General features: G+C 35.5%; 27 protein-coding genes and 1 pseudogene. 15 read left to right on the top strand and 13 right to left on the bottom strand.

Annotated elements, in window-relative coordinates:
• Nucleotide 1 precedes the first annotated feature (1 nt).
• Entirely contained in the window at nt 2–1,096 is a 1,095-nt protein-coding gene (dndB, locus tag ACSG5Z_RS17475) for a DNA sulfur modification protein DndB (RefSeq protein ID WP_097994018.1), read from the bottom strand.
• Nucleotides 1,097–1,286: 190 nt separating this feature from the next.
• On the opposite strand from dndB, the gene ACSG5Z_RS17480 reads away from it, so the two are divergent.
• The 6 genes and pseudogenes from ACSG5Z_RS17480 (at nt 1,287) to dnaB (ending at nt 5,351) form a co-directional block, all read left to right on the top strand.
• The gene (locus ACSG5Z_RS17480) at nt 1,287–1,625 is read left to right on the top strand and encodes a magnetosome magnetite crystal formation protein family (protein ID WP_098189557.1); all 339 of its coding nucleotides are present in this window, start codon (nt 1,287–1,289) and stop codon (nt 1,623–1,625) included.
• A gap of 3 nt (nt 1,626–1,628) precedes the next feature.
• Nucleotides 1,629–1,878: pseudogene (locus tag ACSG5Z_RS17485) on the top strand (hypothetical protein).
• Nucleotides 1,879–1,886: 8 nt separating this feature from the next.
• A complete protein-coding gene (locus ACSG5Z_RS17490) occupies nt 1,887–2,630 on the top strand; it encodes a MerR family transcriptional regulator (RefSeq protein WP_435711839.1) in 744 nt (247 codons plus the stop codon).
• Nucleotides 2,631–2,683: 53 nt separating this feature from the next.
• Complete coding sequence (locus tag ACSG5Z_RS17495) at nt 2,684–3,010, top strand: nucleoside triphosphate pyrophosphohydrolase (protein ID WP_435711840.1); 327 nt, start codon at nt 2,684–2,686, stop codon at nt 3,008–3,010.
• A gap of 197 nt (nt 3,011–3,207) precedes the next feature.
• Complete coding sequence (locus tag ACSG5Z_RS17500; RefSeq protein WP_029437667.1) at nt 3,208–4,068, top strand: DnaD domain-containing protein; 861 nt, start codon at nt 3,208–3,210, stop codon at nt 4,066–4,068.
• Complete coding sequence (gene dnaB, locus ACSG5Z_RS17505; protein ID WP_435711841.1) at nt 4,065–5,351, top strand: replicative DNA helicase; 1,287 nt, start codon at nt 4,065–4,067, stop codon at nt 5,349–5,351. The genes ACSG5Z_RS17500 and dnaB overlap by 4 nt, the downstream gene beginning before the upstream one ends.
• A gap of 91 nt (nt 5,352–5,442) precedes the next feature.
• Here dnaB and ACSG5Z_RS17510 read toward each other — a convergent pair whose 3' ends face one another.
• Complete coding sequence (locus ACSG5Z_RS17510) at nt 5,443–6,228, bottom strand: TrmB family transcriptional regulator (RefSeq protein WP_435711842.1); 786 nt, start codon at nt 6,226–6,228, stop codon at nt 5,443–5,445.
• A 109-nt stretch (nt 6,229–6,337) separates the two neighbouring features.
• Between ACSG5Z_RS17510 and ACSG5Z_RS17515 the strand changes: the two genes are divergently transcribed.
• A complete protein-coding gene (locus ACSG5Z_RS17515) occupies nt 6,338–7,105 on the top strand; it encodes a TSUP family transporter (protein WP_435711843.1) in 768 nt (255 codons plus the stop codon).
• Between the two features lie 171 nt (nt 7,106–7,276).
• On the opposite strand, the gene ACSG5Z_RS17520 is transcribed toward ACSG5Z_RS17515, so the two are convergent.
• Nucleotides 7,277–8,164: a DMT family transporter gene (locus ACSG5Z_RS17520; RefSeq protein WP_435711844.1), complete on the bottom strand. Its 888-nt coding sequence runs from the start codon at nt 8,162–8,164 to the stop codon at nt 7,277–7,279.
• A gap of 291 nt (nt 8,165–8,455) precedes the next feature.
• Entirely contained in the window at nt 8,456–10,489 is a 2,034-nt protein-coding gene (locus ACSG5Z_RS17525; RefSeq protein WP_435711845.1) for a sigma 54-interacting transcriptional regulator, read from the bottom strand.
• 327 nt (nt 10,490–10,816) lie between these two features.
• On the opposite strand from ACSG5Z_RS17525, the gene ACSG5Z_RS17530 reads away from it, so the two are divergent.
• From ACSG5Z_RS17530 to ACSG5Z_RS17540, 3 genes are all read left to right on the top strand, one after another.
• Nucleotides 10,817–11,575 carry a gamma-glutamyl-gamma-aminobutyrate hydrolase family protein gene (locus ACSG5Z_RS17530; RefSeq protein ID WP_137013735.1) on the top strand — a complete coding sequence of 253 codons (759 nt, stop codon included), beginning with the start codon at nt 10,817–10,819 and terminating at the stop codon, nt 11,573–11,575.
• A gap of 152 nt (nt 11,576–11,727) precedes the next feature.
• Nucleotides 11,728–13,158 (top strand): YfcC family protein, encoded by a 1,431-nt coding sequence (locus tag ACSG5Z_RS17535; protein ID WP_435711846.1) that lies wholly within the window; start codon nt 11,728–11,730, stop codon nt 13,156–13,158.
• A gap of 226 nt (nt 13,159–13,384) precedes the next feature.
• The gene (locus ACSG5Z_RS17540) at nt 13,385–13,537 is read left to right on the top strand and encodes a hypothetical protein (RefSeq protein WP_000394757.1); all 153 of its coding nucleotides are present in this window, start codon (nt 13,385–13,387) and stop codon (nt 13,535–13,537) included.
• Between the two features lie 176 nt (nt 13,538–13,713).
• Here the strand turns inward: ACSG5Z_RS17540 and ACSG5Z_RS17545 are convergent, their stop codons facing one another.
• Nucleotides 13,714–14,289, bottom strand: a complete 576-nt coding sequence (locus tag ACSG5Z_RS17545; RefSeq protein WP_098587219.1) for a TetR/AcrR family transcriptional regulator — start codon at nt 14,287–14,289, stop codon at nt 13,714–13,716.
• Between the two features lie 142 nt (nt 14,290–14,431).
• Here ACSG5Z_RS17545 and ACSG5Z_RS17550 point away from each other — a divergent pair, with 142 nt between their 5' ends.
• The gene (locus ACSG5Z_RS17550; RefSeq protein ID WP_262751434.1) at nt 14,432–15,907 is read left to right on the top strand and encodes an MDR family MFS transporter; all 1,476 of its coding nucleotides are present in this window, start codon (nt 14,432–14,434) and stop codon (nt 15,905–15,907) included.
• Between the two features lie 187 nt (nt 15,908–16,094).
• On the opposite strand, the gene ACSG5Z_RS17555 is transcribed toward ACSG5Z_RS17550, so the two are convergent.
• The 5 genes from ACSG5Z_RS17555 to ACSG5Z_RS17575 all read right to left on the bottom strand — a co-directional run bounded on the left by ACSG5Z_RS17555 (nt 16,095) and on the right by ACSG5Z_RS17575 (nt 18,153).
• Nucleotides 16,095–16,295 carry a hypothetical protein gene (locus tag ACSG5Z_RS17555; protein ID WP_157349494.1) on the bottom strand — a complete coding sequence of 67 codons (201 nt, stop codon included), beginning with the start codon at nt 16,293–16,295 and terminating at the stop codon, nt 16,095–16,097.
• Nucleotides 16,296–16,521: 226 nt separating this feature from the next.
• Complete coding sequence (locus ACSG5Z_RS17560; protein WP_435711847.1) at nt 16,522–17,049, bottom strand: permease; 528 nt, start codon at nt 17,047–17,049, stop codon at nt 16,522–16,524.
• Nucleotides 17,046–17,528 carry a hypothetical protein gene (locus ACSG5Z_RS17565; RefSeq protein ID WP_435711848.1) on the bottom strand — a complete coding sequence of 161 codons (483 nt, stop codon included), beginning with the start codon at nt 17,526–17,528 and terminating at the stop codon, nt 17,046–17,048. Before ACSG5Z_RS17565 ends, ACSG5Z_RS17560 begins: the two co-directional genes overlap by 4 nt.
• Nucleotides 17,521–17,862, bottom strand: coding sequence for a PadR family transcriptional regulator (locus ACSG5Z_RS17570; RefSeq protein ID WP_435711849.1), 342 nt, complete (start codon nt 17,860–17,862; stop codon nt 17,521–17,523). Before ACSG5Z_RS17570 ends, ACSG5Z_RS17565 begins: the two co-directional genes overlap by 8 nt.
• A 165-nt stretch (nt 17,863–18,027) precedes the next feature.
• Complete coding sequence (locus ACSG5Z_RS17575) at nt 18,028–18,153, bottom strand: YjcZ family sporulation protein (RefSeq protein ID WP_000540377.1); 126 nt, start codon at nt 18,151–18,153, stop codon at nt 18,028–18,030.
• Nucleotides 18,154–18,352: 199 nt separating this feature from the next.
• Between ACSG5Z_RS17575 and ACSG5Z_RS17580 the strand changes: the two genes are divergently transcribed.
• Both ACSG5Z_RS17580 and ACSG5Z_RS17585 read left to right on the top strand, forming a co-directional pair.
• Nucleotides 18,353–18,598, top strand: a complete 246-nt coding sequence (locus ACSG5Z_RS17580; protein ID WP_046957167.1) for a hypothetical protein — start codon at nt 18,353–18,355, stop codon at nt 18,596–18,598.
• Nucleotides 18,599–19,031: 433 nt separating this feature from the next.
• The gene (locus tag ACSG5Z_RS17585; protein ID WP_435711850.1) at nt 19,032–19,814 is read left to right on the top strand and encodes a hypothetical protein; all 783 of its coding nucleotides are present in this window, start codon (nt 19,032–19,034) and stop codon (nt 19,812–19,814) included.
• Between the two features lie 32 nt (nt 19,815–19,846).
• Here ACSG5Z_RS17585 and ACSG5Z_RS17590 read toward each other — a convergent pair whose 3' ends face one another.
• Genes ACSG5Z_RS17590 through ACSG5Z_RS17600 form a run of 3 tightly spaced genes read right to left on the bottom strand, consistent with a single transcriptional unit; the run spans nt 19,847 to nt 21,231 of the window.
• Nucleotides 19,847–20,104, bottom strand: a complete 258-nt coding sequence (locus tag ACSG5Z_RS17590) for a DUF4176 domain-containing protein (RefSeq protein WP_199696117.1) — start codon at nt 20,102–20,104, stop codon at nt 19,847–19,849.
• Between the two features lie 12 nt (nt 20,105–20,116).
• Nucleotides 20,117–20,332, bottom strand: a complete 216-nt coding sequence (locus ACSG5Z_RS17595; RefSeq protein ID WP_435711851.1) for a hypothetical protein — start codon at nt 20,330–20,332, stop codon at nt 20,117–20,119.
• A gap of 23 nt (nt 20,333–20,355) precedes the next feature.
• A complete protein-coding gene (locus ACSG5Z_RS17600; protein ID WP_435711852.1) occupies nt 20,356–21,231 on the bottom strand; it encodes a WXG100 family type VII secretion target in 876 nt (291 codons plus the stop codon).
• An 850-nt stretch (nt 21,232–22,081) separates the two neighbouring features.
• Here ACSG5Z_RS17600 and ACSG5Z_RS17605 point away from each other — a divergent pair.
• Nucleotides 22,082–22,909, top strand: a complete 828-nt coding sequence (locus ACSG5Z_RS17605) for a class I SAM-dependent methyltransferase (protein WP_435711853.1) — start codon at nt 22,082–22,084, stop codon at nt 22,907–22,909.
• A gap of 600 nt (nt 22,910–23,509) precedes the next feature.
• Nucleotides 23,510–24,094, top strand: a complete 585-nt coding sequence (locus ACSG5Z_RS17610; RefSeq protein WP_087985704.1) for a CGNR zinc finger domain-containing protein — start codon at nt 23,510–23,512, stop codon at nt 24,092–24,094.
• The last annotated feature ends 95 nt before the right edge of the window (nt 24,095–24,189 follow it).

Consider the following 24,189-nt stretch of genomic DNA (forward strand, 5'->3'; position numbering starts at 1 on the left):
ATCATGCTCCTAACTGGAATTTCTCTTCTATCTTTTGTTCTCCTTCTGTCAAAGGAAGACCTAATTTTTCTTTTAGTTTGTTTGCGGTTAACGTGACTGTTTCTTTTGTCTTTTGTATGCGACCATTTGTATTGAAAGCTCGTCCTAGCCAATCCGAAGTATTAGAACGACTATAATCGATATTGGATAGTAGAGAAATGTATTTTTTCCAATCATGTGGATAGTTTTCAAAAGCATATCTTCCGATTAAGCCGACAGATTCAATAAATACTCCATGTCCAACAATATAGTTCATTCGGAGTTCACGGGGGCTTAGTTCTTTTTTGTAAACTAAATTCCATTCGACTATTGTATCACAAAGAATGTTCCAGAATTCTTTTAAGAATTGTTCTTCATTTTCTGTAATTAGGTCACCTTTTGTTTTTCCTAGCAGTCGAAGGTTTGTATTGAAAATATGATTGAGCGCTAGAATCTTTGGTGAATTCTTTGATAGGTTTACTTTTTCTTTATCTGTATACCTAACTAATAAATTGTTTTCCTCTACAATTTCTTTTGTAACTAATGCTAACTTATCCCTATGATCATATAAAATACCGATAGATGAAGTTGTATTAACTGCGTGTCGATTAAGATCTGAGAAAATTTGTTGGGAATTTCTTAAACCTTGATCATGATAGAACACAACTGAAATTGTTTCGTGTCCTAACTCTGGTGAAAGTTTAATCGCTTCTTCAATAGCTGCTCTTCGGTGTTGTCCGTCATTAATCAGGAACTTAGAATCCAGAGAGATACGAAGTTGTCCTAAATCTTGAAACGACTGATCGGAACTAAATGGCTGGAATTCAATATCACCATCTATAGATGCTGTTAGGGATGAAAAAACATAATCATTTTGATTCTCAATGATATAATTTGTGATTTCTGGGATTCTAATTTTATTTAATATCCTTTGCGCACGATGTTCAGCAGGGATTTCTTCCTCGTCAAATAGAAATATTTTAGGGATTAAGCGTAAAGGGCACATGACAACAAAGTACTCTTTACCACCTTGCTTTCCACGTAAAGCGGGGAAGTTATAGCTAAAACCATAATCCATTCATTACATCTCCAATCTTTACGTACGTAATTTATATTTTTTATTATAAAATAGATACAAGTGTTCGGCAAGAATAGTAACTCGATTATATGGAATTTAATATTTTCCATTAATGGTGCTTGCACCTCACCCAACGTCACCCCCTAACCTAAAGAAGACAAATCAAAAAGGGGGTGGGAGCAAACCGCTCATGAAAACCACCAAAAAAGAAAAAAGAAACACCATCATCATGCTACTACTCTCAGCCGCAATAGGAATCTTTTCGCCACTACTCATGTACATCACACTGGCACGTAAAAATGAAGTGTACAAATACCATTGCCGGAAGGCGTTCAATTTTCATTTGTTAATCTTTCTTCTATTTAATATTAGTTCGCGTATTAGTGATGTTTTGTTTTGGATCGTATTTGCCTTTGAGGTCGTTCAAGTGATCATTGTTGCTTGGAAAGTAATACGCGACGAACCATATCGTTATTTCATTCGAATTCCGTTATTTAAAGAAGATAAGTATGTAGTGGAAGGAGAATAGATAATGAAACAAGAAGTGAAGATAAAGGGGAAGCAAATTTTTATTACGATTGCAGTGTTGTTTATTGCGATATATCGTTTTACAAAAAAGAAAGTATGAGTACTTTTATGATGGTATTAGTGAGTATGAAAATCGTTATAGAGGGAATGCTCCTTTTTTGTTACTTGTTGTAGGTTTGTTTCAATATTGTAGAAAGAATGAGATGAGTTTTTCTCGTATGCTTCAGTATGTAAAAGAGAAGTTAGCGGAGTAGGTGATGATATGGCGTGGATGATTAGTGAGTTTGCAAGTGTTGGGGATGTTACGGTGCGGACGCTTCGTTATTATGACAAGATTAATTTATTAAAGCCAAGCGATTATACTGAGGGCGGGCATCGGTTATATACAAAAGATGATTTGTATGTGCTGCAGCAAATTCAATCGTTTAAGCATCTCGGTTTTTCGCTTGGGGAAATTCAAAATATTATATTGCAGCGTGATATTGAAACTAAAGAATTTTTAAGACAAATGAATTTTCAAAGAGAGGTGCTTTTGGCAGAGCAAGAAAGAATTGCGAAGGTACTTTCGCATATGGATGAGATGAAGAAGAGGTTTCAAAAGGAAGAACGAGTGGATGTCGCTTTGTTTTCTTCGTTTTTGCAAACTTTTATATGGGAGAAAGAAAATAAGGAATGGTTAGAGGAACATTTTTCGAAGGATGGTGTTCAAGCTTTTTATAATAATAAGGAATTAAAAGAAGAGTTTGATCGGCGATTTATGGATATGATAGGGAAGTTGAAAAAGTATAAGGAAGAAGAGAAGGATCCGAGTCATCATGACGTTCAAGTTACTGTGAAGGGATTTTTCAATTTAATAGAAGAGGTAATGAACTATCTTGATACACCTCCAAGTGATATAGAGGATATAATTAATCAATCAAATCTCCCACTATCGGAATTACCAACCCTCTTCACAACCAAAGAAGAAAACTATATAAAAGAAGCAATGAAGCAGTTTAACAACTAGTTAAACTGCTTTTCCATTATAATAGAAGAAAAAACAAACGGAGGAAAACCCACATGCCAACCTACAACAAACTAATCCGAAACAAAATTCCGCAAATAATAAAATCCAACGGAAAAACACCCACAACTAGAATCCTACCCGAAGAAGAATACATAAAAGAACTCTGCAAAAAAACACAAGAAGAACTAACCGAATATCTAGAAGCAGACACAAAAGAACATAAACTCGAAGAACTATCCGACCTACTAGAAATAATAAACGCCCTAGCCGAACACGAAGGCACAACACTAGAAGAAATAAACAACATCCGAAAAAAGAAAGTAGAAGAACGAGGCGACTTTTCAAATCGAGTCTTCCTAATCGAAGTAACCGATAACTAGCCCCTCATAAGCCCCTTGCAAGCCCCTACCAAGTAATAAATCACTAAGAAAAAACATAACAAAACAAAAACACCAACAAACACCGTAGTAGGAGTCGAAAAAAATTTTGAAATAACACGCCAAAAACCCACCCCTCCTTCCTATATATAGTACAAAGAGGAAATTTTCATTTTTGAATTAGGACGGGAGGAATTGGGATGGCGGTGTATCGTACTGTGCAGGTGAATTTTTGGCAGGATGACTTTGTTTTGGATTTGACGCCGGAGGAGCGGTATTTTTATGTGTATTTGCTGACTTGTTCGAAGACGACGCAGTGTGGGATTTTTCCTTTTCCGAAGCGGTTAGCTGAGATGGAGACGGGTTATAATCGGGAGACTGTTGATAAGCTTGTGCAGCGCTTCATTGATTATGGGAAGATTCTTTATGATGCGGATACGAGAGAGTTATTCGTTTTAAATTGGCTTCGTTATAATCCTGTGACGAATACGAATGTGGAGAAGTGCGTTCTTCGTGAGCTTAAGGGTGTGAAGAATAAGGAGTTTGTACATATGTTTCTTCAGAAGTGCGTAGAGGAGGAGCTGAATGTTCCGATGCTTTTAGCGCATTTCGGTATGCCGAGTGATTTGGCTGTGGATGATGTTGAGCCAGTTTGTGAGGAGACAGAGGAAGAAGAGGTTATAGAGGAAGAGACGGGGAGTCGCGTTTTTTCTTTTTATGAGCAACATTTTGGTAGTTTGTCTCCGCATACTGTGGAGGAACTGAGTGCGTGGATGGAAGATTTGTCAGAAGAGCTTGTGCTAAAGGCTCTTCAAATTGCGTTTGAGAATAATAAGCGGACGGTTGCTTATGTGAAGGGGATTTTGAGAGGGTGGCACGGGAAAGGATTTACGAAAGTTTCTGAGGTTGAGGCGGATACGGCGAGCTTTAGAAAGAAGGATTCGTCTGTTAGTACGGGGGAGACGGAGGAGTTTTTGGCGAGATGTGAGGAGTGGGAGAAGAATGCGCCGTCAGAGGAAGAGTTGCAGCGCTTTTTAGCGGAGCGCGGGTGGCGTCCATGAGTATTCAAAATGTGGAGGCAGAAAAGACGGTGTTAGGTTCTCTATTACTTGATGGAGAGCTTATTAAGGAGTGCCGTTTGACGGAGCAGTACTTTTCGCTGTCGGTGCATAAGTCTATATTTCAGTTAATGCGAAAAATGGAAGAAGAGGGGCAACCGATTGATCTTGTGACGTTCATTTCTAGGGTAGATCCGAAGTTTTTAGAGGGGATCGGGGGAATGGAGTATTTTATAGGGTTAATGGATGGTGTGCCGACAACTGCTAACTTCTCTTATTATGAGGGGCTTGTTCGAGGTGCCTGGAAAATGTATCAGGCGGGTGTTCTCGGGCACAAGATGGGGGAGCGTCTTATTGCGGAGAAGAATGAGAAAATTATTGGTGAGACGATTACGGCACTTTGTGAGTTAGAGGAAAAGGACTGTGTATGTGAGTTTGACTTGAAGGATGCGTTAGTTGATTTATATGAAGAGCTTCATCAAGATGCGAAAGAGATTACTGGTATTGAGACTGGTTATACATCGCTAAATAAAATGACGTGCGGATTGCAGGAAGGTGATTTTGTCGTTCTTGGTGCGCGTCCTTCTATGGGGAAGACTGCGTTTGCGTTAAATGTGGGACTGCATGCGGCGAAGTTTGGAGCAACGGTTGGATTGTTTTCGTTAGAGATGAGTAGTAAGCAATTGTTAAAAAGGATGGCGTCTTGCGTAGGCGGAGTGTCAGGGGGTAGGCTGAAGAATCCGAAGCATCGTTTTGCGATAGAGGACTGGGAAAAGGTGAGTCAGGCATTTGCGGAGATTGGTGAACTACCACTTGAAATTTACGATCATGCAGGTGTTACGGTGCAAGATATTTGGATGCAAACTCGTAAGTTAAAGAGGAAGCATGGTGATAAAAAGCTTTTAGTTATTGTAGATTATTTGCAGCTTATTACGGGCGATCCGAAGCATAAAGGCAATCGATTTCAAGAGATTAGTGAAATTTCTCGTAAGCTTAAGTTATTAGCACGTGATTTAAATGTTTGTGTAGTGGCGTTGTCACAATTGTCTCGTTCAGTAGAGTCGCGTCAAGATAAGCGCCCTCTTTTATCTGATTTAAGAGAGACGGGACAAATTGAGCAAGATGCGGATGTGATTATGCTTATGTATCGCGAAGATTATTACGATAAGGAAACGATGCAGAAAGAGATGACGGAGATTCATGTGGCGAAGCATCGGAATGGGCCTGTGGGGAGTTTTAAATTGAGATTCTTGAAGGAGTTTGGGCGGTTTGTGGAGGGGAAATAGTTGAAAGACTTGAGTATGACTTTGCAAATAAAGCATAAGTTTTTCATTTCATTAACTTATGCTTTATTTTTTGATTCTTTTAATATACTCCTTATTTCCCCATAAAGAAGGAGTTTCTCTCTGCCGTGATCCATTGCTGCAAATCATCTTGGCTACGTCGGACAAGTCGATTTACTAAAACATCGTGCCACACATAATCCTCTAGTAAGTATATATGAACGGGATCATCTGTATAAAAAGCAATATTACGCTCTTCAATTGATGGTCCATAAATCATCTCTTTGGAATCTATCGATAAAATAAACCAATGTTCTGTAGAGAGGGTTTCTGTATAAGGTGTGATACGATGAGCTTCTAGATTTTTAATTGGATTTTCAACATGTAAGGTAATACCTTGTACTGAAACTTTATCAGCTACCTCACATAGTTCCTCTTTTAACGCTTCATACATTTCATCCCACATTGAAATGACAATACGTTGTTCTGCTTTTTTTATTAGTGCCTGACAATAGCTAATGATTGTTTTGTTGTCTTTTAAAGTAATCACTCGATTATCCGTTTTTTCCTCGGAAGTTTCGAGTTTTTTTAATGAATCACTGATTCCTTCATAAGTAGACTGCCATTCTGATTGAGCTTTCTGTAAAAAGATTTCAACAGGTAGAGGTGAATAGCGAGTGGTGTCATTTATTTCTTCTTTCATGACCATTCCTTTTTCTACAAGGTTACCTAAAATCTCATAAATTCGTGCTCTTGGGACACCTGAATCCTTACTCACTTGGTAGGCTGTAGCAGGCCCCTGTTTAACAAGAGATACATAAGATTTAGCTTCATATTCATTAAAACCCATTTTTTTAAGCTGTTGTACTATGTAGTCCACTTTTTCGTCCTCCGATGTTTGCTTTTATATTTCAACGTTACAATAACTCTTTACATTTAGCAAATTGATAGTTACTATTACAATAGTGACTAAAGGGGAGGCTACTAGTATGGATTTGTATTTAGACCCATCTATATTAATTATTTTGATTGTTTTTGGGTTTGTGGCTGCATTTATTGATTCAGTTGTAGGCGGTGGTGGACTCATTGCCTTACCAGCTTTATTATTTACAGGGCTGAATCCAGCAAGTGCAGTAGCCACGAATAAACTAGCATCAACAATGGGGAGTGCAACTAGTAATATTGTGTTTTATCGTTCTGGTAATCTTGATTTGAAATCGGCTTTAAAATTATTTCCAATCACTTTTATAGGCTCTATAGTAGGTGCATGGACCGTTCATTTAATGAACCCAGAAGTACTGAAGCCATTGATGCTGATTATGCTCGGTGCAGTCGCTATTTATACAATATTTAAAAAGGATTGGGGTAGTATTTCTACTCATAAGAAATTATCTGGTCGACACGTCATTATTTTTACCTTTTTTATTTTTGCAATTGGTTTTTATGATGGATTTCTAGGGCCTGGCACAGGTTCGTTTTTAATGTTTGCTCTTTTATTTATTGGGTATGATTTTTTAAAAGCAGCAGGTAATGCGAAGTTTCTTAATTTAGGAAGTAATGTTGGTGCATTGTTAATATTTATGTATGTAGGGCAAGTAAACTATGCGTATGGTTTTATAATGGGGATTGCTCAAATTGCTGGAGGGATTGTTGGCTCCAAATTTGCTATAAAAAAAGGAAGCGGGTATGTTCGCGCCCTTTTCATTACAGTAACTTGTTTATTGTTAGCGAAAAATCTGTATGACTATGTGCAGTAAGTAATGTAGAAAAGGTTAACTATGCAGGTTACATAAATATAATAATTCTTTGTAACATATTTTAGATGCTACCTTATTCGAGGGTAGCATCTAAAAAAATTAAGGTAAGAGGATGAAAATAATATAAACTCATATTTTTCTGGGGTATGTTTATTGATTATAGTGAAATGTTTACTCTATATTCCTCTTATAATTAAGCCTCAACAATCCCTTAAAATCCACCTCAGCAATCAACACACTTATTAATATAAGTGTCGCGCCTAAGTGCCCTTTTCCTGTGAGCGTTTCACCTGTGAAAACGAAAGCGAAGCCTGCGGAAAAGACAGGTTCTAATGAAAAGATAAGTCCGGTATGTGTAGGCGTCGTGTATTGCTGGGCGATTACTTGCACGATGAAAGCGACTGCGGTACAGAATATGCTTAAGGCTAGGATGATTAGCCATGAGTTGGTTGTGCTAGGCAGTCTTGGCGTTTCGATAATGAATGAAAACATAAGACTAAATAGGCCGACGAAACCGAGTTGTATGACTCCAAGTGCAATGGAGTTTACATGTTTTGTTACACTGCCAGTGATGATGACATGAATCGCATAAAATAAGGCTGACAGTATGCAAAATATATCGCCGTTACCGATCTTGAATTCGCTCGTTAATGTTAATAAGCTGATTCCTATTATCGTTAAAAAGATTCCTACGATCACTTTCTTTTCAGGAATGTGTTTTAAAAATATAGCTGATAATATCGGAATGAAGATGACTGTGAGACATAGTAAGAAACCAGCATTAGAAACACTCGTATACTTTGTACCGAATGTCGCGAAAATGTAAACGATAAATAAAACAGAAGCGAGTATAAATGCATATTTTACAGTTTTAAAATCGATTTTGAATAAATGTTTGTAAAATATTAAACCTGATAAAAGAAAGGCGATAATAAATCGTAATGCGATTAAATTATATTCTTCAATGCCTTCAAGTCCAACCTTTGTAAGTAAGATGGATGCACCCCAAAAGAATGTAACTAGTAGTAGCCCTAAATCCGCTTTTAATTGTAGTTTCATTTCTATTCCCTCGTTATGTATAAATTTTACCCCGCTATTTGTGGGCAGTAAGACTCCCACCTCAAAATTCGGCTGGAGCAAAGAAGTTAGGTGGGAGATCAACTGCCCGTAAATGCCCGATTGGTGAGGGCTGATTAAAGTTTCACTTTATAATCCCATACCCCTATCCCCATTCTATATTTTAATATTAATTCTGAATATTTGTAACTTAAATTTATCGACGTTTTATTCCATTAAAAAAAGAGGCTGTTTATAAAACAGCCTCTATATATCTAAAAACCCGAACCTTGACTAAAGATTACGTACAATCTCCAATCCTTTTCTTGTTAAATGAATCCCTGCTCTACCTCTTTTTATTTGCACATAACCTTTCATCTTCAGGAAGTTCAATCGGTGTCTCACTTGTGCTTCAGATAAGTTTATTTCGACTTCTTGGCTCTTTTCAGAAATAATTCTTCTTCCGATTGCTTTTCCTTTGTCTTCATAATTTATGATAAGGGTAAGGATGAAAAGTGATTCTTGATCAAGAGCGTTTGAACTTGAAGAAAAGGGTGTTATACTCTCGGCTTGGTCGCTATTTGTTTTCTTATGTGGAGGCTTTTGAAAGTAATGTTGATTAGGTAAATCATTTTTTGTTATTTGGTTTCCGGTACGGACAGCCAGCATGTAATCTATCGTATTTTTAAGTTCTCTTACATTTCCGTACCATGGATATCCTTGAAGTTCTTCAATTAATTCTTGCTCGATTTTAACTTTAGGGTCCGATAGCGCAACAAAATGTTTAGCTAATAATTCAATGTCATTTCGGCGCGCCCTTAATTCGGGAAGGTGTATAAAGAGTACTTTAAGCCGATGGTATAAGTCTTCTCTAAACATATTTTCTTGAATCATTTTCAGTAGATCCTTATTGGTTGCTGCAATAATCCTTACGTCTATCGGGATAATTTGGCTTCCACCAACACGCATGATTTCTTTTTCCTGCAATACTCGAAGTAGTCGTGCTTGAAGTTTCAGGCTAATATCTCCAATCTCATCTAAAAAAATGGTGCCACCATTTGCTTGCTCAAATAATCCCATTTTCCCGCCCTTTTTTGCTCCGGTAAACGCTCCGTCTTCATAACCAAATAATTCACTCTCGACTAAATCATCCGATAAAGCACTGAAGTTAACAGCAAGAAAAGGGCCGCTATTTCGCTTGGAAGCATTGTGAATAGCACTTGCAAACAACTCTTTTCCGGTACCACTTTCACCTTCAATTAATACAGTTAAATCCGTCTTAGCTAACCTTTTGGCAATTTGTTTCGTGTCTTGAATCGTAGAACTAATGCCAACGATATTATGGAAGTTGTATTTTGCTACATAACCTTTTTTGACAAATTCTTTTCTCAATTTCCGTTCAAATCCGATGGTCTTAAGGGCATTTCTAAAAGTAACAATAATTGATTGATCATTTATATGTAGACGTTCCACTATTACATCTAAGCCGTTTACAACAAATATTCCGCTTTCTTGTTGCTTATTTGAAAGGATGAAGTTTACTAAATCAATATTATCAATAATGGCATCAATCGGATGACCGATAGCGTTTTTACTTTTTATTTTCAGCATGTTTTCCAGAAATTCATTAAAGACAATAATTCTTCCTTCATAATCAATAGCTAGTATGCCATCACCAACACCATCAATAACTTGATGAAGTTGTCGATGAGCTTTAGCTAGATTCTTTGTTAAATCTACTATTTTTCGATAGTATCTTTCAGAAACGTGGTTACCTGATTCCTCCATTAAATGAAATCGATCTAGGATGGACATGATTGTCGTAATATCTATTAATCTATGACCGATATTAATTACTTTTTCTACGAAGTCAGGGATAATTTCAAGTTCGCCAGGTGTAATTGCAAGCTTGATCATTTGTATATTCGTTTTTCCAGGATAGTATGGGACATATTCAATGTGGTTCAGCCCCAATTGACGCATCGTTTCAATTGATTCGTATACTGTTTCATGATTATCATTCACATATAGAGCTTGTGTGCCTTCTGGTAAAAATAAAAGCTGGTCCACGTTTTCATAATTTAATGTTCGTTTTGCTATTATTACTTCGCAGTTTTCCCCAATAAAGTCTTTCACCGTTTCTATCGTAAATGTATTAGGTAACACAATTAATGTAGAATGAAATACTTTTGGAATGCTTTCTTCTACAGAAAAACTTTCGATATCTATGAGATCACCTACCATCTCCGTTAGTTGTTGATGTAGGGCTTTTCGTGTTTCTTTTAAAACGGTGATCAATACAATGTGGTTGGTTTCAAATTTGTTCATAGAGCACCTCATTAGTTGAATGTAATTGGTCTAAAGTTGGTTATTAATTGGTTATTACGTAACCAATTAATAACCAATTATAATACATTTCAACACAGCAAACACCGATAAAGTGACAAAATATTTAAATATGTGCAAATAATCGTTCGGAATTTAATGTTGGCATGATATTTGCTTATATCAATGGTGTGTAAAGAAATAGTGAAATGAGTAGAGTCGTAATTTACATATTTAATTCTTTACCACTTGTTAGAAAAGGGAGGTTAAGAGTATACAATTTCAGCAGAGAAAGACAACGAAACCATTTAAATTATGAGGTGAGAGAAAATGAAACCACTAATTGGTGTTACTGGGTATTATGTTGATCATAGTGAAATAGGGAAGGAGGGCTTGCGAGGGTTACCAGGTCAAGATATGGCTCTCTTTTCTTATGACTACATCCGTTCCCTTCAAAGGGCAGGTGCAACGGTTGTTCTACTTCCAATTGAGGAAGTTGATCAAATTGAGTTCACACTTAATCAATTAGATGGATTGTTATTGGCTGGTGGCGCGGACATCAATCCAGTTTATTACGGTGATACTCCAAAATCATATATAGGTACTGTAGAGGAAGAACGAGATAATTTTGAATTAAATCTGGCAAAGCAGGCTTTAGAAAAAGATATTCCTATTTTAGGAATTTGCCGAGGATTACAGGTGTTAAATGTTGCAGCTGGTGGATCTCTTTATCAAGACTTAGAGCACGAGATGGGGCCAGAATATTTCCATGTTCGAGAACAGTTCCGTAAATGGCAAGGCTCTCATTCTGTAGATCTTCTGGAAGAGGGGAAAATTTATGAGGCTATTGGCCAAAAATCTTTAATGGTTAATTCTTTTCACCATCAAGCAGTGAAAACATTAGGGAAAGATTTTGAGGCGAGCGCATGGTCCTTTGATGGTGTAATAGAGGCTATTGAATCGAAGGCTCATCGTTATGTAGCAGCGGTTCAATGGCATCCAGAAATGATGTCGGAAAAGGATGCTCTACAGCAACGTTTATTTAACCAATTTGTAAATGAAATTAGTAAAAAGGTAGTTAAATCATAGCGTGTTATAAATAAAAGAATTGGTGGATAGCTTGGTACGTCATGGTAGTGGGGAAACCAGACTGCTGGCTGCTTGTAAAAGTAATAATCATTGGGGGATGAATGAAACCCCCAATGATTAAAGTTTCACTCTATTGCAAAGGGGATTGGTATATGAGTCAAGTATCACAAAAGGCAGTTTCATTTGAGCCAGAAGAAAAAAAGGAAAAAAAAGAATGGAAAATAAACGTATTTGCAATGTTACTTGTCTTGTTAGTTATTGCGGCGGTTATTACACATATATTGCCAGCCGGAAAATATGAGCAGATTGAAAAAAATGGGTATACAACAGTAGATCCAAATTCATTTAAATGGATTGAATCAACGCCACTTGGATTTTTTGATACGGTAAAATCTATTCCTACAGGGATGGTAGAAGCTGCTAATATTATCTTTTTTATTCTTATTATTGGAGGTTTTTTTGGTGTATTAAAGGCATCCGGTACGGTTGAGGCTCTTGTTTCAACGATGGCAAAAAAACTTGCTAACCGTGAAAAGTTAATGATTCCTATTATCATGCTGTTCTTTGCGCTTGGCGGGTCATTAATGGGAATGGCGGAGGAAGCTTTAGTGTATGTACCTCTATTCATCCCGCTAGCTCTTGCGGTTGGATTTGATACGATAACAGGAACTGCGATGGTACTAGTAGGAGCGTCTGTTGGATTTACAACGGCAATTATGAATCCGTTTACAGTTGGGCTTGCGCAAGGGATAGCGGGTCTTCCTATGTATTCGGGGATGGGGTTCCGCCTCGTTTTATTCGTAGTCATATATGTAATTGCGGTTACATTCGTCTATCGTCATGCTATGAAAGTAAAGAGGGATCCTTCGGTTGGAATTTACGGAAAATTCGATACAAACAAGCAAGACAGCTTACTAACAGCGAAAGTAGAGTTAACAAAAAGACATAAATGGATATTAACGGCCTTTTTAATCAATTATATTATACTTGTATTCGGTGTTATTAAGTACGAGTGGTATATAAAAGAAATTGCAGCCTTATTTATTATTTTAACTATAATCATTGCAATTCTTGGCAAGATATCTCTTGATGATACTGTAGAATCTTTTACACAAGGATCGGCATCTTTAATTGGCGGCGCTTTAATCATTGGTGTATCACGCGCTATTTTAGTTGTATTGAATCAAGGGCATATTATAGACCCGCTACTGTATCAAGTATCGGAAGAAATGAAACATGTATCTCCTTTTTTAAGTGTTGTTGGAATGTACAACTTCCAAGTAGCGATTCATTTTATTTTAGCATCAGGTAGTGGTCATGCGATGTTGACAATGCCTATCATGGCGCCACTTGCAGATTTATTGGACATTACACGCCAAACAGCCGTATTATCCTTTTCATTCGCGGATGGTATTGGAAATATTATTTTTCCGACGGGTGGTACGCTAATGGCTGGATTAGCAATTGCAGGAATTTCATGGACAAGGTGGGCAAGGTGGATTCTTCCTTTAATTCTAATTGAATACTCAATCGGTTTAATAGCAGTTATAATTGCTCATCTTATTGGTTATGGTCCGTCTTAATAAAAGGTGGATATGCTTTCAATTATAGAAAGTTCGGATTTGAAGAAGATCGCTAAATAATGGTGATAGAAAAGCCCGGTTTAGAAGGGCTTTTTTTCTATGTAAAATTTCATTTGTTTGGTTTACATAATATCTTTACAATCATTTGATAAAATATATGTAACTGCATATTGTGAGGGTGGGTGGTTATCCCTTCTTTCCATTTGGAAGGAAAGGGGGTGATAATATGGAGTTTTTGTTTGACCTTGTAAAAGAATTTGTAAAAGCGACTGTACGTGAAGTTTCAGCGTATTTTTTGCGGAAGCAACTTCTGGGTAAGGACAACAAAAAACCCACTCCGCGCCGTAGGAAGCAAAAGGGTGGGTTTCGTAAAAAATAGTAACGTGTAATAACCACCACCCTATACGGTAGCAGTTAAGGAAGAGATGTTAGCGCATCTCTTCTTTTTATTATATGCCATTTTATTTGATGTCATACTTATATAGTATTCTACGGAAAATATATCATATTCCTATTTTGTGGTCAATTTGATTGCATGATTGAAAAGGTGTAGTCTTATTCCTCTTCAAACTGAAAAATATCCCGGTTAATAAGTTGGTGGAGGTACCTATCCATTTCAGCCGCAGAAACGCTTCTTTCATTTTTAAACCACCATGCGCTTAATGAGGTGATTGCCCCTGAATAAAATTCAATGATTAAATCGTTTGGCATCGTATGATTTTTGCGCAGTTGATGTAACGCTTCTATTTCTTGTTTTCTCGTTTCGTGACTTAAATACTGTGTCCGGTTAATGAATTGTTCATCAGACATTTGCGTCTCTAATATTTTACCGATTTCTTCATGGTGTAGAAATTGTTCCATCACTTGAAATGGTTTACTTAATCGATCTGAAACGGGTATTCCCGCAATCATCTTGCTGTATCGTTTAAATCCAAATGCTAATAAAGCATCTTTATCTTCGAAGTGTTTATAAAAGGTTGTTCGGTGTACCATCGCGCGGTCACATATTTGGTTAATCGTGATCGTACTATATTTCTGTTTTGATTGCGTCATTAATTCAAATAAGGAATCCCACAGTAATTTATGTGTACGTCTAATGCGTAAATCAAGTTGTTTTTCATTATCGTTCATCTACAATTCTCCTTTTTTGTAGATTAAATATACAGTGGCTGAAAATTGATTCTCCCTTTTTAATCTACATATGTATATTATATTACATGTGTTTAGGTATATTTAAAGTTTTTTTAGCAAGAAACAGGAGGAGAATTTGTACATGAATATGACAACTAAGAGCCCTGCAAGTGGCAAAGTTGATACTTCTAATTTGAAACATACCCCCATTTTAATTGCATTACTTCTAGGGGCAATGGTTGCATTATTAAACGAAACGTTACTTGGTAATGCGTTAACCGTATTAATGAAAGAATTTGGCGTAACAGCTTCAACGATTCAATGGCTTTCTACAGCTTACATGTTAGTAGTTGGTGTTTTAGTCCCGATTACAGCGTTACTTCAGCAATGGCTCACAACGAGGCAAATGTTTTTAATCGCTATGGTCACGTTTTTAGCTGGTACATTAATTGCGGGATTTGCGCCGACATTTTCCGTTTTATTAGTCGGCCGTATCGTCCAAGCGGTAGCGACAGGGTTAATTTCACCGTTATTAATGAATACGATTTTAATTATTTGTCCGCCTGAAAAACGTGGTGCAACAATGGGATTAATCGCACTTGTAATGATGGCAGCTCCAGCAATTGGCCCTACATTATCTGGAGTAATCGTAGACTCACTAAATTGGCGCTGGTTATTCTATATTGTTATTCCTGTCGTGATCATTTCCATTATGATTGGAATGAAGTACATTCAAAATGTTTCAGAGTTAACAAGGCCAAAAGTAGATTATCCATCAATCCTTTTATCGACACTAGGATTTGGCGGACTTGTGTATAGCTTTAGTGCATCAGGTGACTTAGGATGGTCCGATGCAAAAGTGTATGGCACTTTAATTGTTGGGCTTATCTCATTATGTATTTTTGTCTTTCGACAATTGAAAATTGAGAATCCAATTTTAGAATTACGCGCATTTAAAGTTCCGATGTTTACATTATCAGTTGGATTAATTGTCATTGTGATGATGTCGTTATTTTCAACGATGACGTTATTACCGATGTTCCTGCAAACAGTTTTACTTGTCACAGCCTTTAAATCAGGAATCATCATGCTTCCGGGAAGTGTTATTAGCGCCATCATGGGACCAATCGCAGGTAAACTATTTGATAAATTTAGTCCGAAAGTTATTATCGTTCCCGGCATTGTATTAGTAGGGATAGCAATGTTCTTATTTAAAGGCATTACTCCTGATACATCAATGGTACAAATTATTGTTATGCATAGCGTATTAATGGTTGGACTCATGTTTGTTATGACGGCACAAACATACGGCTTAAATCAGTTAACACCAGATTTATACCCGCACGGAACAGCGTTGTTTAATACACTGCAACAAGTAGCTGGCGCAATTGGTACGGCTATCTTTATTTCGAAAATGTCTTCAGGAACAACTCAGTATATGGAAAGCTCCGCAAATCCAATGGATCCAGTAGAGAAGTTAAATGGTTTAACATCTGGATTCCAAGGTGCATTTGCACTAGGGTTAGTCTTTATCATTGTTGCATGTATCGTATCACTGTTTTTAAAAGAAGAGAAAGAGGGAGTCAAGGCAGCGAGGGTTTTACAGAACGAGAATTAAGGTTCAAATAAAAAAGACATCTTTTCTAGGAAAGGTGTCTTTTTTATATTTCTTTCGTAACATTTGTCTTGGATATTTTAATACAGAAGAATGGTCGGTGTAATCTCAATGGAGGACACAATATAATCGTTAGTTTATTTGTATAAATATGGTATGTTCAATGGCTATCCTTTTTGAGGATGAATAACTATTGGGCATAACGATGTAAAGCTTTGCTAATGACTAAAAGGCCGATAATAAGGGAAAGTATTCTCATTATAAATTCGGCAACTAATAAATTGCCCATAGCTGTCGATCCATCATACATTAATCCTATGATGATAATAGGTGCGATCATAATGATAATTCCAATTCCTATTTGAAGAAATAAATTCACGTTTTTACTCAAGATAATCATCTCCAAAAAATATTACAAAACAAGAACATGGAAATTTTTGTATTATACATTTATTATACTGTGTCGAATTAAGGTTATGGTAATGTTTCTAAAATAAAAAGGAGGTGTCACATAGTCAAAAAATGACTCGTGGGACAGCTCCTTTTAAGTAGTAGTAATTAAAGATGCTTCAATGACAGTTCGATTTTCAGCGTCTGTTATCCAATGTTTGTTACTCCTACATCTCCTCCGTAACATCATACCGAAGCAACTGTCCCTGATCATAAAACCTCTCAAAAATAAGCCCCATTACATAAAAGAATACTAGCCCGAAACCAATATGAATGAGTGTAAAAGTAGCTCCAAATGAAGAGAATTCATACACGAGAATTGGCAATTTCGCAGTTGTCCAAACGCCTAAGAAAAAGACGATGTACCGAATACTTGCGCCTTTTTTTAATAGGAGTGCTGCAATTGGGAAGGCAACGTAGAGAGGACCAGCTGCAATGCCACCTAATAATAGAGAGAATAAGATTCCGTATATGCCGGATTTTTCGCCCATGTATTTCATGAGCGTTTCTTTCTTCACCCATTGATCAAGTAATCCTACAAATATTAGGACAGGGGGAAGGAGAAACAACATATCTAAAATGCTATTTCCTGTTAATTGTAATGCGCTCCATCCTAAAGATTGATTTATAAAAGTTAATACAATCAGTCCCAGTAATAAAATGAAAAAGAAGCGATATCTTTTTAGTTCCTTCATACCATCACCACCCAAATGATGTAGGAGAATAGGAGTGACATGAGTAATGCAGATGCATTACGTGCGTAAGCAAAGCTTCGTCCGAATATTTTTTGTTCCATCGGTAATGTTGTAATTCCTACTGACATGAGTGTAGACATAAGTGCCGCAACTTGAGGAAGGCCTGCACCGTGTTGTACTAACGTATTACCAAGTGGGAATACGACGAAGCTTGGAATAAGTGCAACGGATCCGAGTATTGCTGAATAAATAATACCTAACAATCCAGATTGCTCCCCAATAATAGAAGAGATGAAAGACGGTGTTAATATAGAAAGCGATAAGCCAACGAAGAGCATGATGGAGAGCATCGCAGGTAGAAGATTGCGAAACATTTTCCATGACTTACATAGAGCTTTTTTCGTTTTTGTCCGGTCCTTCATAAAAGAAATCCCCGTAAGAATAATGGCTAAAGTGTAAAGGATCACGCCATTAATCATGGTCGGAATCCTTTAATTCCTTATATTTGTCTATGAAAAAGGATAAGTTCTTCATTTTTTCTGCAATATCCATTTGAAACTCTGCCAATTGTTCCTTTCCAGCAGGCGTAATTTTGTACATCTTTCTCGGTTTGTCTTGATGATCTGTACTTACGTAAGATTCAATTGCACCTTCGTTTTCTAATTTTTTTAGCGTACGATATAAAATGGCACTATCGATTGGATTGACTGGAAGTTCTTCTTCGCACTTTTGCAATAATTGCCCGCCATAGTTATCCCCCTCAGCTAGAAATAGCAAAAGAAATGCACCTGTATGTCTTCCTGTATGTTTCATGAATAGACCTCCTAGAATGAATTAGGATTAATACTGTTAATGACAGTATACTGTTGTTAACAGTATATGGTGCGTGAAGTGCTATGTCAATTTTAAAATGTGCGAATGCGAAGGGGCTGTACATCTAAAAACATAAAAAAAAGACACTCTCAAGAGTGCCTCTCCTTAGCAGCCGAATCCGCCGCCCCAACAACTAGCTCCTACGATGATTAATAAGATAAAGAGCACAACAAGTAAAGCGAATCCGCCGCCGAAACCACAGCCTCCACCACAACTACCGCCATATCCCATATTAACTCCTCCTTCCATAAAGACCATTTAATTAATGGATTTAATTTACTTTATGTTTTTACGGATAAACTTGAGCAGGTCCTTTTGAAAAATAAAAGATACTTAGATTTTATAAGAATTGACGACCTTATTTTGTCACGGGTATTATGCTGATGACATATTGTATTTTATTCTGTGTATTGGGGGAAGGAGGATCTTTATGGCCAATTCTGAAATGATTTTACGATTACTTACGGATTTAAAGATTGAACAGCAAGCTTTAAAAGAGCAGTTGGAAAAAATACAAACTGCTGTGACTACTCTTGAAGAAAAATCAGCGATTGTGGAAGAGAAACCAACGACTATTGAAGAAAAACCAGCTGTTGCTGCTGCAAAGCAAAGAGCTCATTCTGGACACCCAACATCTTTTCGTGCTTGGAGAGCATCTGCTCAAAGGAATTCATAAAAATATAAGAAAAGAAGACATCTAGTAAGATGTCTTCTTTTACTTGTACAATCCAAATGAGTTAAGAAGGTATATCCATATTGCTTTAAAAATAAGAAGAAAATAACGATTGTCGACTCCTGTTTTAGTATAGCATGTAATAGTAAATATTTTTATGTAATATTGCATATATACGAATTATATGATATTAAGTTGTATATATTTTAGTTGTCCGGTGCGGAAAACAGAACTTAACGCTTCACCAGCTTTATTATTGGCTGAAATGGAAGAGCAAAATACAAATAAGTGTGTAGATTCAGCGTTACTTGACGTTTACTTAAATAGAAGGTAACAAAGTTAGCTTAGGGAAAAAAGATTAATATATGTACATCAATAATATCTCTAATTATAATTAAGATAAAAGTATTCGTAGCATATGGGGGTATAACAACCAGTGAATAAAAAGGCAACAATTAAAATAGGGGCATTGTTTACAATTTTATTAATGGTATTTGTTTTTTATGGGTATAAGAGTTTAAATAGTTTTTTAGTCTGGAATGAACTCGGTGATGTACAGATGATTTCAAGCGATAAAGAGGTTAAAAACGGTATATACTTTGTAAGGGGAGAGGTATATTCTGAACATGTAACAGGGGATGAAACGCTACTTGCTGATGGGTATGCGGTAGTGAATCGAATTCAAAAGAAAAAAACGACATATTATACACAGACTTCTGCACCAAATCGTTCGTTATGGAGTAACGGCCAAGTAACAGCTTTTTATAATGAACCAATACATATTGGAAATAAAGAATTAAAATTAATAAATAAAGAAAATGTGTCTCTTGAAACTCCATTTATGGAATTAAATAGTCAGAATGTAATTTCAACAAGAATAAATGATATTCAGGTGAATACTACAAAGTTAGCAGATGGAAGAAAAAGTTTTTATTCATTTAGAGCAGTAGAAAATAAAGAAAATGTAGTTGTACTTGGATCAGTAGAGGGAAAGGTAATAAAAGAATTACCTAGTAGATACGGAAAATTTGTTTATATGGGAAATACTAAGGAGCAAATTATAGATAGCTTAAAGAATGGTAATAACAAAAATTGGATATATTTCGTTGTGCTTCTTATACTAACTAGTATTAGTGGATTTGTATTTTATATGTATGGGAAAGGAAAATGGACAAAAGATGTTTTTGTTTTTACATTTTTCGGACGGAAGATAAATTAAAGAGGATGCATCTTTGCATCCTCTTTAAAAATTCATATGAGTTCTTTTCGTAAGGAAAGTTCTTCTTCATTCTCATATCCAGTAAATAAAATTTCTTCAATTTGTATATAATCAAAAAAAACATTATAATCTTTTGAAAGGTTACCATAAGGGTAAAGGCAACCAACATAATCCCAAATTTTTTTTTCGTTAGATTGTTGTTGTTTTCTTCCATAAATCATAACCTTTTGTTCTAGTCCATAAATTGTAATAACAGTTCCAATTGGAAGGAATTCTTTTGTATTCTCCATGACATATCTCCCTTAGTATTTTTTACGAATTTCATATTTTTTATAAATAAATGCAATTACTTTATAAAGAATAAACCAAATGATAAGGAATAAAATTAATACAAAAGCTATATTTTTAATTTTTGAACCAATATTTAAATTAGATAAAAATGAAATAGAAATGATATTGATTATACAAATTAATGTTCCAAAACCGATAAAAATTTTTTTTATAGTCTCAAATGACATTGTGAAAGTACCCCTTTTTTACATTAATTGTGTTTATTTACGCCTAACTTAAATCCTAATCCAAAAGGACCTACACCTAGGCTTCCGTGTGCTTCTCCGCCGGAATTGCTTACTTTTCCTCCAGCTGCGATACCTAAACTACCGTAAGAGGCATCACCACCAACAGTGATTTCCCAGTTTCCCCATATAGGTATTTTGAATTCACCTTCTACTTTAGCTCCATCTATTTTTGCTGCTATTTCTCCTCCACCAGCACCAATTTCTGCTTTAGCTTCACCATGTAAAAATTCTGTACTTACACGCCCTTGCTCGCTATCATATGAAAAATCAATGAGGGATGCATCGGCAGAAGCTTCAAATTTTCCCTGTTCCACAGCTAATTTTGCTTCGCCACTTACCAATTTTTCATGAAGTGTACTTTCATCCAAAAACTTATATCCAGAATCTACTACAGCTCCTTTGGCTTCACCACCAATTTGCTCTCCTGCTAGGAGTTTAGAGGGTATTGAGTCAAAATTTTTGGGGATTTCTCCAGTTACTTCATATGTTAAGGTATCCCCATACAATCCACTTTCTATATAATCTTTACTAGTTTTTAATAGATTAGAACTCTCTTCAAATATATAACTTTCATCTGTATTCCTAAATTTTTCGGCAATTTGCGCAAGCTTTTTTTCAATATATTCTAGCTTGTCTACGTATGTATCAAGTATGCCTCTTGAAAGGTTGAAAGCTATAAAAAAGTGTTGCGATGATAATCCATACCAACTGTTATATAGCATATCAATATCTTTTTTGAGATTCTCATGTTTCATTTTTGCCTCTATGCCTGCATGGTGAAAATTTTTTGAAATTCTTTCAAGTTCTTCAGGCGGAACTTTTATTTCATTTAGTAACATGTTTAATCCTCCCTTGATAGAAAAATAATAACATAATCAATTTTCAGAATCTATATATTGTTATGATATTGATTTTTGAATAAAATAAGGATTCAATTAAGCTAGTTTCGTCTATCAATCGTCTGCTTTGTAACCAGCAAAATTAGCAGTTGAACTTCCGACTGAGATTAAATTTTGTTACAAGATCAAAATTATTCACTAATATACATCTTTATCTTGTTACATTAAGAATGTAACAAGAGGAAAATCTAATGAAGCTACCGTTGTTCAGTCTAACATATTTTTTAAACTGAACATCACAGAGAAATTCAATTCACATGCTCAGTTTTATTTTGCTTCTCCATTACAAATGATAATTTAGTATAGACGATGAACTGGTAGCATCTGTTTTTGAAACAAGACCAATTGGAGTAGCACACTATTTTTATAGAATTGAATATACATTTCTCATTCTTTATTTAATAGGTATCTATTCATAAAAAACTCTACATGTAAAAAGTGAAAAAAGCTTTTTAAAAATGCAAGTCATTCTATTCAACAATCGTGCCATATCCTTGAATAATGGGTTAAACTAGTAGTTGACCTCGTAGTTTATGGTCTGTTATATTTATACAAACACTAAAAGGATAGGTGAAGAAGTTCGGCATAGCAGAAGTTTGGTTTTCGTGAACTTTGTTATGACTGGAAAAGAGTAAATAAATCAATTTGAAGCAAACTGAAATACGCATTTTTATGTGTTTATTCGGTATGCCCATTTGATTTTTTTACTCTACGGACTTGTTCTCTTTTTTAACCGCAGAGTAAAGCTCTGCGGTTTTTTGTGTTTGAAAATTTTTAGGAGGAAGTTTTTATGAATAATTTATTAAACCAATTGCAGGTACCTTCACGATTTGAACAAACTGATAATGTTTTTTGGCAAGATCCTTATATTGCTAAAAAATTATTAGAAGCTCATTTAAGTCCTGATACTGAAGGAGCTAGTAGGAGTTTTCAGTTTATTGATAAATCTATTGATTTTATCCAACAAATAGCTCCCAAAAAATCTTATCAAAAAGTACTAGACTTAGGTTGTGGTCCAGGTCTTTATAGTGAGCGATTAGCTAGAAAAGGTTATACAGTAACAGGGATAGACTTCTCTGAAAACTCAATTCGTTATGCTAAAGAACAAGCAAAAAAGTTAGATTATGATATTGAATATCGCTATAAAAATTATTTGGAATTAAATGATTCAAATATCTATGACTTGGCCCTATTGATATATTGTGATTATGGTGCTCTTGCGCCTGAAAATCGTAGTAAATTACTTTTTAACATTTGGAACAGTCTGAAGAATGGTGGAAAGTTGTTATTGGATGTTTTCTCTCAAAATAAATTTGATCAGTTCAAGGAAGAACAATATTGGAGTATGAATGAAAATGGTGGTTTCTGGTCAAAGGATTGCTATTTAGCTATCGGTAGAAATCTCAAATATCCTGATAGAGTAACATTAGAACAAACAACAGTGGTAACCGATGATAAAATAGAAACTTACAACATTTGGTATCAATTTTTCACAAAAGAATTATTCATCAAAGAGGTAACTGCTGTAGGGTTTACTGTAAAAGAAATTTACGATGATGTTTCTGGTGAAACTGGCAACGGAGGAAGTCAAACCATAGCCTTATTGTTAGAAAAATAAGGTTAAATTGAACAAAGAGAAAGAAATATATGTTATAAATTTTTTCAAAAAGCAATATTTTTTCTTTTCAACAAACGGCAGCTATTGTTGGATAAAACTTAGATTTTTAAATGGCTTTATTATTATATTTTTTAGTGTAGTAAATATTTTACTTTAAAAATTAAACAAGCATAACCTCGTCCTAAATTTAGAACGGGGTTATGCTTGTTTGAGCCTTTAAAATTTAATAACTTTATTATCATTTTACAACATGTAGTATGTAAGGAGATTATCTCAAGGACTATTCACAAATTGTAGGTGGGGATAGAGTTGTTTGAGAACGTTTCTAACGATGCGATTCATTTTTGTTTTAAACGGAGCCCCATAAATGATAAACCATACCGAAAACAAAAAAAGCTAGTCCTACAAACAGAACGATTAAAGCAAGCATCCCGTTTTTATTATGTTCCATACAGTCAGCTCCTTTTTAAGTTATATACAAAAAGCCTTTAGTCATAATTATGGCTAAAGGCTTTGGTCTTCATACTTTGTAGTTTATAAAAAAGTTGCACTTCTGTATTAATTTGGAATATGATTGTTTAAAGAGTAGGTGATGAGTACATGCAGGAAAGAAAACAATTCCCGCTTATATCTGGAAATCTCTCATTAGATTTAGTGAATACAGAGTTAGTTAGGCGTGGACAACGTTATGATTTATTAATAACAGATGAAGATGTATTAGAATGGCTACATGTAATAAAGGTTAATCTTCCTTTTTCGGACGAAAAACCACTTATAGGAATTCAAGAGCGAATGAATCAAGTTACATCTAGCATACTAGAGCTAAGAGAATTACTGAGAAAACAGTTTGAGGCAATTGCCGATCAGCACGAAATTTCTGATGATTTTATTACGTATTTAGAAAAACAAATTGAGAAGGCACCATTTACATATAAAGTTATTGAACAGAGTTTAGTACCTATTCCAGTTGGAAAAATTGAGGATGTACTTGTATCGTTAATTGCATTTGATGCTTTAACGTTAATAGCATCAAATGAGCTTATTTCTCTTAAAAGGTGTTCAAACCCTGACTGTGTTTTATTATTTATAGATAAAAGTGGAAAGCGAAAATGGTGTTCTATGAAAATATGTGGGAACCGAAAAAAGGTAGCAAAATTTCAGGTTCGAAAGTCTGAAGAAGTTTAGGGAATCAACTTATAACAGTTGATTCTTTTTTTCTGCATTTTTAAACTAACCTCTAAAATTGATATTGACTGGTTAGTTTGTTCGGAATATAATTA

The sequence above is a fragment of the Bacillus pretiosus genome, assembly GCF_051294775.1.
In the GTDB taxonomy this organism is placed as follows: Bacteria; Bacillota; Bacilli; order Bacillales; family Bacillaceae_G; genus Bacillus_A; species Bacillus_A wiedmannii.

Coding starts and splice junctions, on each gene's coding strand:
- ACSG5Z_RS17600 (WP_435711852.1), bottom strand. CDS start 21,231: ATGTTACTAAATGAAATAAAAGTTCCGCCTGAAGAACTTGAAAGAATT.
- ACSG5Z_RS17525 (WP_435711845.1), bottom strand. CDS start 10,489: ATGAACAAATTTGAAACCAACCACATTGTATTGATCACCGTTTTAAAA.
- ACSG5Z_RS17560 (WP_435711847.1), bottom strand. CDS start 17,049: ATGAAGGAACTAAAAAGATATCGCTTCTTTTTCATTTTATTACTGGGA.
- ACSG5Z_RS17535 (WP_435711846.1), top strand. CDS start 11,728: ATGAGTCAAGTATCACAAAAGGCAGTTTCATTTGAGCCAGAAGAAAAA.
- ACSG5Z_RS17540 (WP_000394757.1), top strand. CDS start 13,385: ATGGAGTTTTTGTTTGACCTTGTAAAAGAATTTGTAAAAGCGACTGTA.
- ACSG5Z_RS17565 (WP_435711848.1), bottom strand. CDS start 17,528: ATGATTAATGGCGTGATCCTTTACACTTTAGCCATTATTCTTACGGGG.
- ACSG5Z_RS17515 (WP_435711843.1), top strand. CDS start 6,338: ATGGATTTGTATTTAGACCCATCTATATTAATTATTTTGATTGTTTTT.
- ACSG5Z_RS17550 (WP_262751434.1), top strand. CDS start 14,432: ATGAATATGACAACTAAGAGCCCTGCAAGTGGCAAAGTTGATACTTCT.
- dndB (WP_097994018.1), bottom strand. CDS start 1,096: ATGGATTATGGTTTTAGCTATAACTTCCCCGCTTTACGTGGAAAGCAA.
- ACSG5Z_RS17570 (WP_435711849.1), bottom strand. CDS start 17,862: ATGAAACATACAGGAAGACATACAGGTGCATTTCTTTTGCTATTTCTA.
- ACSG5Z_RS17590 (WP_199696117.1), bottom strand. CDS start 20,104: ATGGAGAATACAAAAGAATTCCTTCCAATTGGAACTGTTATTACAATT.
- ACSG5Z_RS17495 (WP_435711840.1), top strand. CDS start 2,684: ATGCCAACCTACAACAAACTAATCCGAAACAAAATTCCGCAAATAATA.
- ACSG5Z_RS17490 (WP_435711839.1), top strand. CDS start 1,887: ATGGCGTGGATGATTAGTGAGTTTGCAAGTGTTGGGGATGTTACGGTG.
- ACSG5Z_RS17480 (WP_098189557.1), top strand. CDS start 1,287: ATGAAAACCACCAAAAAAGAAAAAAGAAACACCATCATCATGCTACTA.
- ACSG5Z_RS17575 (WP_000540377.1), bottom strand. CDS start 18,153: ATGGGATATGGCGGTAGTTGTGGTGGAGGCTGTGGTTTCGGCGGCGGA.
- ACSG5Z_RS17530 (WP_137013735.1), top strand. CDS start 10,817: ATGAAACCACTAATTGGTGTTACTGGGTATTATGTTGATCATAGTGAA.
- ACSG5Z_RS17545 (WP_098587219.1), bottom strand. CDS start 14,289: ATGAACGATAATGAAAAACAACTTGATTTACGCATTAGACGTACACAT.
- dnaB (WP_435711841.1), top strand. CDS start 4,065: ATGAGTATTCAAAATGTGGAGGCAGAAAAGACGGTGTTAGGTTCTCTA.
- ACSG5Z_RS17580 (WP_046957167.1), top strand. CDS start 18,353: ATGGCCAATTCTGAAATGATTTTACGATTACTTACGGATTTAAAGATT.
- ACSG5Z_RS17610 (WP_087985704.1), top strand. CDS start 23,510: ATGCAGGAAAGAAAACAATTCCCGCTTATATCTGGAAATCTCTCATTA.
- ACSG5Z_RS17595 (WP_435711851.1), bottom strand. CDS start 20,332: ATGTCATTTGAGACTATAAAAAAAATTTTTATCGGTTTTGGAACATTA.
- ACSG5Z_RS17520 (WP_435711844.1), bottom strand. CDS start 8,164: ATGAAACTACAATTAAAAGCGGATTTAGGGCTACTACTAGTTACATTC.
- ACSG5Z_RS17500 (WP_029437667.1), top strand. CDS start 3,208: ATGGCGGTGTATCGTACTGTGCAGGTGAATTTTTGGCAGGATGACTTT.
- ACSG5Z_RS17605 (WP_435711853.1), top strand. CDS start 22,082: ATGAATAATTTATTAAACCAATTGCAGGTACCTTCACGATTTGAACAA.